Raw genomic sequence first — 2,587 nt, 5'->3', positions numbered from 1 at the left:
TGATGAGGTGGACGCCCCCCAACGGCCTCGGTGTGCCAAAGTGGAGGTGTTGAACTGCACCACTTGAGGGAGGCGTCCATGGGAGAGGTTAGCACAATTGGCTTGGATCTGGCGAAGAACGTGTTCCAGGTGCACGGCGCCGATGCATCGGGAGCGGTCCTGTTCCGCAAGAAGCTGCGGCGGCACCAGCTTCTCACCTTCTTTGCCGGCCAGAAGCCCTGCACGGTGGCCATGGAGGCCTGCGGCAGCGCGCACCATTGGGCGCGGGAGATCGGCAAGCTGGGTCATGCCATCCGGCTGATCCCGCCGGCTTACGTCAAGCCCTTTGTGAAACGCCAGAAGAATGATGCGGCCGATGCCGAGGCGATCTGCGAGGCAGCCCAGCGCCCGACCATGCGCTTCGTGGCGCCCAAGAGCGAGCAGACACAGGCCGCCGCTCTCGTGTTCCGGGCGCGCGATCTCCTGGTGAAGCAACGAACTCAGATCATCAATGCCCTGCGCGGTCATCTGGCCGAGTTCGGCTTGGTCGTCGCCAAGGGCCCGGCTCATGTATCTCAGCTCGTGCGGGCTGTCGCGGACCCGGAGGAGCCAATCCCGGAGATCGCCCGACCGGTCCTCCAGATGCTGGTCGAGACACTCCATCGGTTGGACAACCAGATTGCAGGCCTGGACCGCGAGGTCGCCCAGCGAGCCAAAGAGAACGAGACGGCGCGTCGGCTGATGACCATTCCCGGGGTCGGCCCAGTGACCGCGGTGGCCCTTGCTCCACCCGCTGAGACCTTCAAGCGCGGGCGGGACTTCGCCGCCTGGGTCGGGCTCACGCCCTTGCAGCACTCCACCGGCGGCAAACAGAAGCTGGGTGCCACCTCGAAGATGGGTGAGCGGACCTTGCGCCGCCTGCTGATCATCGGCGCGAGTGCCGTTGTGAGTTGGGCAGCCCGCAACCGGGCTCCGGCAGGCTCGTGGATGGCGCGCATGGTCGCGCGCAAACCACCGATGCTGGTGCGGGTGGCGCTCGCCAACAAGATGGCCCGCATCGTCTGGGCCCTGATGGCGAGAGGTGGGGTTTATCAGGCTCCAGCCGCGATGGCCTAAGCATTCGCGGCTGCGGGGCTGTTGGGGCGTGGGAAGATCACAAGGAGAGAGATGGCGCAACGGTCACCGAGACGGGATCAGGAAAACCAGCTTTGCGACAAGAGCCTCGAGCACGTGGCTTTGAATTGGACCTGATCCGCGAACTCCCATCCGGGCCCGCGGCATGTGAACGGCCGCATCAGAGGCCGCACACATGTCAGACCCTGACCACGCGCTGCATCAAACCTGAAGATTCTTCTTGCGCTCTAGCGGGCGTCCACACATGTCGCAAACTCGCTTTTTACTTGCCTATACTGGAGGACCCGTGGTCACCGGCTGCTGTATAATCAACGGCTTAGCGCCGCTGCCTTGATGCCAAAATGGGGCTGAAAGTGCCTATACTTCGAGTTTGCGACAGAACCGCGGGAACATGCGCCGTAAGCCGGCATGGAACAGCATCGGCTCCTCGCCGAGGATGAGGAACTGATCGAAGGTGAAGCCGGCCGGCGGCACGATATCCGGTACGTAGGTCGAGAGGCGGTAGATGCGATCGCCAATCTCAACAATGCGGGTTTCCATCGGACTACTCCCTGGTCTGCCCTCAGCGCCAACACGGATTAGAACCGGTTTTCCGTCCGGAAATGCGGCAGGCGGAGCCAATGCCAGGCACCTTCCGACTGCGCCAGTTTTGGGTCGTGGCCCAGGCAGCAACAGGTTATGATCCGTTCGACACGTCATCATGCGCCATTCCATCGGGAGGAGGCCGACGATGTCCCGTCGCAAGCACCAACGTCGCGTGGAAGAGCACTACAGAAACCAGCTCGCCCCATGGCTGGTCAGTTCAGCGGGAGTGTGCGTCCTGCTGGTGCTGGCCATCTACGTCGCCACCATGCCCCTGTGAACCCGTACGGCTTCAACAATCCCGCTCCTTTACCGATCGGAGATCGTTGATGCCGTACCTGCCTGTCGCAATCATTGCATGGTCTGCCACGATGGCGCCGCCCAGGCCCAGCATGGTCCCGCCTCGCCCTATTGCCGGCTGGGAGCACCGGCCCGTGACGGCGCTCTCAAATGAACAGATTACCGATCTGCGCGCTCGCCGTGGCATGGGCTTGGCCCTGCCGGCGGAGCTCAATGGGCACCCGGGACCTGTCCATCTCCTCGGGCTGGGTGACCAACTCCGGCGGACCAAGGAACAGCGCACCCGCGTGCAGAAGCTCCATGCCACGCAAGGTGCCTTGCGGCTGGTTCAGCCCATCAGGCTTTCAGTCGCGGGACCCGCACCAGCCAGGTAATCGACACGAAGGCACCGATCCAGGAGCCGAGGGCTGCGAAGGCGACGTAGACCGCCTGCTCCGTGTAGCTGATCACCGCGAAGGCCGAGAGCAAGTACCAGATGGCGCTCCAGTTCGCCGCCCGGATCCGGTGCCGGGCGACCACGGCCGCATTGAAGAACACATAGGCCGCATCGGTCATGGCGGTGGCCAGCACGACACCGAGGGCGATCAGCGGA

Annotated in this window: 5 protein-coding genes; 3 read left to right on the top strand and 2 right to left on the bottom strand. The window is 63.7% G+C overall.

The annotated features are described in order from the left end of the window. Positions 1 to 78: 78 nt before the first annotated feature. A complete protein-coding gene (locus ACS5Q1_RS47545; RefSeq protein ID WP_473104729.1) occupies positions 79 to 1,095 on the top strand; it encodes an IS110 family RNA-guided transposase in 1,017 nt (338 codons plus the stop codon). A gap of 375 nt (positions 1,096 to 1,470) precedes the next feature. Here ACS5Q1_RS47545 and ACS5Q1_RS47540 read toward each other — a convergent pair whose 3' ends face one another. Beyond that, positions 1,471 to 1,653 carry a hypothetical protein gene (locus ACS5Q1_RS47540; protein WP_473104728.1) on the bottom strand — a complete coding sequence of 61 codons (183 nt, stop codon included), beginning with the start codon at positions 1,651 to 1,653 and terminating at the stop codon, positions 1,471 to 1,473. Between the two features lie 190 nt (positions 1,654 to 1,843). On the opposite strand from ACS5Q1_RS47540, the gene ACS5Q1_RS47535 reads away from it, so the two are divergent. Both ACS5Q1_RS47535 and ACS5Q1_RS47530 read left to right on the top strand, forming a co-directional pair. Beyond that, complete coding sequence (locus ACS5Q1_RS47535; protein ID WP_256451899.1) at positions 1,844 to 1,975, top strand: hypothetical protein; 132 nt, start codon at positions 1,844 to 1,846, stop codon at positions 1,973 to 1,975. Between the two features lie 49 nt (positions 1,976 to 2,024). After that, complete coding sequence (locus ACS5Q1_RS47530; RefSeq protein ID WP_473104727.1) at positions 2,025 to 2,369, top strand: hypothetical protein; 345 nt, start codon at positions 2,025 to 2,027, stop codon at positions 2,367 to 2,369. Here the strand turns inward: ACS5Q1_RS47530 and ACS5Q1_RS47525 are convergent. After that, positions 2,332 to 2,587: hypothetical protein (locus tag ACS5Q1_RS47525; protein WP_473104726.1), on the bottom strand; the 256-nt coding region annotated here is incomplete at its 5' end. The genes ACS5Q1_RS47530 and ACS5Q1_RS47525 overlap by 38 nt on opposite strands.

Source organism: Microvirga sp. GN3, from assembly GCF_055792825.1.
Note: the sequence above shows the minus strand (reverse complement) of the source record. Positions and strands in the feature narration are given on the sequence as shown.

What these genes read in the sequence shown, in the direction of transcription:
- ACS5Q1_RS47545 (WP_473104729.1), top strand. Translation starts at nt 79, where the DNA reads ATGGGAGAGGTTAGCACAATTGGCTTGGATCTGGCGAAGAACGTGTTC.
- ACS5Q1_RS47540 (WP_473104728.1), bottom strand. Translation starts at nt 1,653, where the DNA reads ATGGAAACCCGCATTGTTGAGATTGGCGATCGCATCTACCGCCTCTCG.
- ACS5Q1_RS47535 (WP_256451899.1), top strand. Translation starts at nt 1,844, where the DNA reads ATGTCCCGTCGCAAGCACCAACGTCGCGTGGAAGAGCACTACAGAAAC.
- ACS5Q1_RS47530 (WP_473104727.1), top strand. Translation starts at nt 2,025, where the DNA reads ATGCCGTACCTGCCTGTCGCAATCATTGCATGGTCTGCCACGATGGCG.